Annotated in this window: 6 protein-coding genes and 1 pseudogene; 6 read left to right on the top strand and 1 reads right to left on the bottom strand. The window is 70.3% G+C overall.

Features of this window, described 5'->3' with window-relative positions; translation table 11 throughout:
* The first annotated feature begins 53 nt into the window (after nt 1-53).
* The 5 genes from ACLEQD_RS37445 to ACLEQD_RS37425 all read left to right on the top strand — a co-directional run bounded on the left by ACLEQD_RS37445 (nt 54) and on the right by ACLEQD_RS37425 (nt 3,266).
* Nucleotides 54-587, top strand: coding sequence for a Mov34/MPN/PAD-1 family protein (locus ACLEQD_RS37445; protein WP_410390660.1), 534 nt, complete (start codon nt 54-56; stop codon nt 585-587).
* 157 nt (nt 588-744) lie between these two features.
* Nucleotides 745-1,515: an adenylyl-sulfate kinase gene (cysC, locus tag ACLEQD_RS37440; RefSeq protein ID WP_410390659.1), complete on the top strand. Its 771-nt coding sequence runs from the start codon at nt 745-747 to the stop codon at nt 1,513-1,515.
* A gap of 90 nt (nt 1,516-1,605) precedes the next feature.
* The gene (gene larE, locus ACLEQD_RS37435) at nt 1,606-2,508 is read left to right on the top strand and encodes an ATP-dependent sacrificial sulfur transferase LarE (RefSeq protein WP_410390658.1); all 903 of its coding nucleotides are present in this window, start codon (nt 1,606-1,608) and stop codon (nt 2,506-2,508) included.
* Nucleotides 2,505-3,038, top strand: coding sequence for a hypothetical protein (locus tag ACLEQD_RS37430; protein ID WP_410390657.1), 534 nt, complete (start codon nt 2,505-2,507; stop codon nt 3,036-3,038). Before larE ends, ACLEQD_RS37430 begins: the two co-directional genes overlap by 4 nt.
* A gap of 63 nt (nt 3,039-3,101) precedes the next feature.
* Nucleotides 3,102-3,266: a ribbon-helix-helix domain-containing protein gene (locus ACLEQD_RS37425; protein WP_014396701.1), complete on the top strand. Its 165-nt coding sequence runs from the start codon at nt 3,102-3,104 to the stop codon at nt 3,264-3,266.
* 12 nt (nt 3,267-3,278) lie between these two features.
* On the opposite strand, the gene ACLEQD_RS37420 is transcribed toward ACLEQD_RS37425, so the two are convergent.
* Nucleotides 3,279-4,139, bottom strand: coding sequence for a tRNA pseudouridine synthase A (locus ACLEQD_RS37420; protein WP_410390656.1), 861 nt, complete (start codon nt 4,137-4,139; stop codon nt 3,279-3,281).
* A 43-nt stretch (nt 4,140-4,182) separates the two neighbouring features.
* Between ACLEQD_RS37420 and ACLEQD_RS37415 the strand changes: the two are divergent.
* Nucleotides 4,183-4,651: pseudogene (locus ACLEQD_RS37415) on the top strand (hypothetical protein); the annotation flags it as partial.

Genomic DNA, 4,651 nt, shown 5'->3' with positions numbered 1-4,651 from the left:
TGCCCTGGTGTTCCAGCGGCTGCGGCTGGGGATGGCCCGTCGCTGGGCGGCAGGTGGCTGAGCGCGCCGGGCGCGATGACGGACCTGGAGCCGCGCCGGTGCTCGCGCTGCGCGGCGGCGGAAGCGAAGCCCTGATCCACCACATCCCACCCGAAGTGCTCACCCGGATGATCCGCCACCTGGAGGCCGCCTGGCCCCAGGAAGGCTGCGGCGTGATCCTCCGGAGCGGGGAAGGCGAGGGTGGAGCCTGGCGGGTCGTCCCCCTGCCCAACGCCTCCCCCACGCCGCGCGTCGCCTACGCCTTCGCACCAGAGCCATGGCTCCAGGTCTGCCTGGACGCGGACGCACGCCAGGAGGAGGTGGCCTGTGTCTTCCACTCGCACGTGGACGCGCCCGCGGTGTTCTCCAGTGAAGACCGGCGCCAGGCTGCTCCGTCGGGAATCGCGCTCCTGCCCCAGGTGTCATATATTGTAGTCGCCATACGCGGAGGCCGGGCAGCCTCCGCCTCCCAGTCGGTTTGGAGCACGGGGGATTTTCAGACTGTTCCGCTTCCATTGGCGGATTTCAGGTTTGAAAAACCCGTGTAAGGGCGGGAACTTGCCCGGCGACCGACCCCACCTGCGGAAAGGTGGGTCCGAATTGTCAAGTGACCGGGTTATCGTCTATAAAGCGGCGGTCTATTGGATCTGCCGCGTCCCACGCTGCGTGCAAGAAGCGCTCCGGACGCAGGGAGTTTGAACCCTTATGGCCCCCAACACTGGATTCACCCTCTGGCTGACCGGCATGTCCGGGACCGGGAAGAGCACGACGGCCGCGTACATCGCGGCGCGCCTCCGGCAGGTCGGACGCAACGTGGAGGTCCTCGATGAGGGCGAACTCCAGAACGACCTGTGGGCCGGCATCGGCGACACCAAGGACGAGCGCAACATGGTCGTGCGCCGCCTGGGCTTCGTCGCCGGCCTGCTCGCGCGCAACGGTACGGCCGTGCTCGTCCCCTGCGTGAGCCCCTACAAGTCGAGCCGTGAGGAGGTGCGCCGCTCGGTGGGCAAGTACGTGGAGGTCTACGTCGACTGCCCCACGGAGAAGCTCATCGAGCGCGACACCACCGGCAAGTACAAGAAGGCGCTCAACGGCGAGATCCCGAACTTCATCGGCATCACGGAGCCCTACGAGCCGCCCACCTCCCCCGAGGTGACCATCTACTCCGACACGGAGTCGGTGGAGGACGGCGGCACGAAGATCTTCCAGGCCCTGCTGGACCTGGGCCTGATGACGACGGACGAGCTGAAGACCATCACCGGCAAGAAGATGAAGGCCAACCCGCTGCCGGCGAAGAAGGCCCGCCGCGACGAGGAGGACCCGCCGGCCCGGGTCGCCGCCGCGAAGGCCGCGAAGACGCCCAAGGCGGACAAGGGCTCCAAGGGCGCCAAGGCGCGTCCGGCCACCCGCGCCGCCCGCGTGGGCAAGCCGGCCCCCGCCGCGAAGAAGAAGGCCGCGAAGGGCAAGGGCCGCTAGGGCCCCGCCGTCGTCCTGACTGTCGAAGGGCTCCAGGTTGCCCGCGCGATGCGCGTGCAATCCGGGGCCCTTCCGTTTTAGGAGTCCCCCATGCTGAGCCCCGAGCGGATTGAAGCCCTCTGTGAAGCGTCCCGCCCCAAGCTGGAGGCGATGCGCGAAGCCCTGCGCGCCCACGGCAGCGCGCTGGTGGCGTTCTCCGGAGGCGTGGACTCCACCTTCGTCCTCCAGGTCGCGGTGGAGGTGCTGGGCGAGCGCGCCCTGGCGCTCACCGCGCTGTCCGCCTCCGTTGCCCCGGAGGAGGAGCGCGAGGCGCGCGAGCTGGCGGCCCGCCTGGGCGCCCGGCACGTCGTCGTCTCCAGCAACGAGCTGGCGAACCCCAGCTACGCCGCCAACCCCACCAACCGCTGCTACTTCTGCAAGACGGAGCTGTACGACCTCTGCGAGGCGAAGCGCGCGGAGCTGGGCCTCTCCGTGGTGCTGGACGGCTTCAACGCGGACGACTTCAAGGATCACCGCCCCGGCCACAAGGCCGCGAAGGAGCACCAGGTGTCATCCCCCCTGGCGCAGGCGGGGCTCACCAAGGATGAGATCCGCGCGTGGAGCCGCAAGCTGGGGCTGCCCACCTGGGACAAGCCGCAGATGGCGTGCCTGGCGTCGCGCATCCCCTACGGCACGTCCGTGACGCGCGACCGGCTCCTGCAGATCGCCGCCGCGGAGTCGGAGCTGCGCGCCCTGGACTTCAAGCAGTTCCGCGTGCGCTACCACCAGGACGTGGCCCGCATCGAGCTGACCAGCGAGGAGTACCCGCGCTTCTTCGAGGCCGGCATCCGCGAGCGGATCAACGGCGCCTTCAAGTCCCTGGGCTTCAAGTTCGTGGCCCTGGACCTGGAGCCCTTCCGCTCCGGCCGCCTCAACGAGGCCGCCGGCATCACCCCCGCGGCCGGGGCAGGGCAGGGACACCCCGAGGGCTTCAAGCTCCCGGTGGTGGGGTGAAGGGCCTCCCCTCCGTTCTGATCCTCTCGAGCCTGGCCGCCGGCCCCGCCGCCGCCGCGGAGTTCGTGGACGACGGGCCCTACGCGCGGCAGCGCTCGCTGATCCTCACGGTGGGGCCCGGCGCCACGTACACCGAACGGATCAGCGGCACCTCCGCCGTGTCCGGGCTCGCCGGGCACCTGGACCTGGGGGTGGGCCTCACCGTCGGCTACGAGGGGGACGAGGTGTTCCTCCTCGCGCGCGGCAGCACCGGCCGCCCGGGGGACGAGCTGGCGCTGATCACCGGCTACCGCAGCGTCTTCGGATCCGAGTCGTGGCGGACCTTCTTGGAGCTCGGCGTTTCCGTGCGTCCGATTTCTGGGCCGTGGCTGGGGCCTCGCATAGGGTTCGGCGCCAGACACACCCTCTCGGATCATTTCGCGCTGTACGGCGGGCTCGGCTTCACGTTCGGGTTCGGCTCCGGACTGCGCGCGGACACCGAGCTCTTCACCGGGTTGCAGTGGATCATCCCGGTGGGTTCGGCCTCGTAGGTTGTTTTCTTGAGGTTGTCCGACATTGTGAGAGGGTGTGTGCATCTGTCGGAGGCCACGCACTTGGACATGAATCCCCGCCTCACCTCGGTCGTGTTTCGTCTCAACCGCGAGAAGCTGGACGCCCTGAAGGAGCTGTCGCGCACCACGCGCATCCGTCAGAGCGAGTACCTCCGGGAGGCCATCTCGGATCTGCTGGCGAAGTACGAAGCGCGCTTCGTGGACTGAAAAAGCGCGACGTCAGCCCGGCGGCGCTCCCGTGAAGGGTGGCGCGTCGGGCAGACCGGGCGGGTGGAGGCGCTCGCCGGGCCCGAAGGGGTCCACCGCGGAAGGATAGCGGACCTCCCACAGCACCAGCCCATGCGCCGGGGCCTTGAAGCCGGCCAGGGCCGTCCCCGCATCCAGCGCCGCGTGCCACTGCTCCTCGGACAGGAGCCCCGCGGCCACCTTCAGCGCGCTGCCCACCAGGTACCGCACCTGGTAGCGCGCGAAGCCGTCTCCCGTCAGCCGCGCCTCGAAGAGCCCTCCGCCCAGCTCCCGCAGGGTGGCGGACGCGAGGGTGCGCGGCTTCTGGGGACTGGAGCGCTCGTGGAACGCGGTGAAGTCCCGCGTGCCCACGGCGCGCTCGAGCAGCGCCTCCAGCCTCTCCGGCGTCACCCGGCGCCCGGGCTGGAGCGTCTCCTCCGCCGCCACGTCCAGCGCATACGGCCGCCACGCTTCCAGTGGCGGTGTGCCCAGCGTCAGGTGGTAGCGGTACTCCTTGCCGCTCGCGCTCCACTGGGCGTGGAACGCGCCCGGCGGCCGCTTCGCGATGCACAGCCCCACGTCCGGGGACAGGTGCGGCGCCAGCCGCGCGGGCAGCGAGTCCAGGGGCACGTCCTCATTCAGGCGCAGGCTGATGACCTGCATCCGGGCGTGTACGCCCCGGTCGGTGCGCCCGGACGGCATCACCGTCGCCGGTGAGCCTGCCTGCTCCAGGGCGTCCTCGAGCGCGTCCTGGACCGTGGGGCCCTCCACCTGGCGCTGGAAGCCGCGGAAGTTTCCACCGCGATACCAAGTCCACAGTACGGCGGGAATTCGTTTGAGCGAGGGCCTGGCCACGGCGTTGCGATGTCGGCGGGAGAAACACGATACTCCCGCGCGAATGCTGGCCGGACAAGAACTCGCGGTGGACAGTGATGGGCAGTGGCTTTTCCGACAGGGAGACCTGGTGCTGGGGCCCGTCACCGCGTCCCAGGTGGTGGAGAAGCTCTACACGGGGGAGCTGACCCCGGACAGCCCGGTGGCGCCGGCCGGTGAGCGGGAGTTCCGGACGCTCCGGGACACCGCCGCCTTCCAGGTGCACATCGCGCGCTACGAGGCGCAGGGCCGCGTCGCCCAGACGATGCTCGTGGAGCAGGCCCGCAACCAGCAGCGCGTGAAGGTGCTGGGCGGGGTCGCCGCGGGCGTGGCGCTCCTGCTGGGCGTCACCGGCTGGTACCTGGCGCGCAACGCCGCCGTGTACGGCCTGTTCGGCGCGACGGAGGAGGGCGACGGCATCACCATGGACCCGCCCACCATCCGCCTGGCCCAGGCCCGGGCGGACGACGAGGACCTCTTCGCCTACCCGACCA

The organism is Corallococcus sp. 4LFB (assembly GCF_046520365.1).
Taxonomy (GTDB): domain Bacteria; phylum Myxococcota; class Myxococcia; order Myxococcales; family Myxococcaceae; genus Corallococcus; species Corallococcus caeni.
The sequence above is the reverse complement of the archived record's forward strand: the minus strand, read 5'-3'. Positions and strand labels throughout refer to the sequence as shown.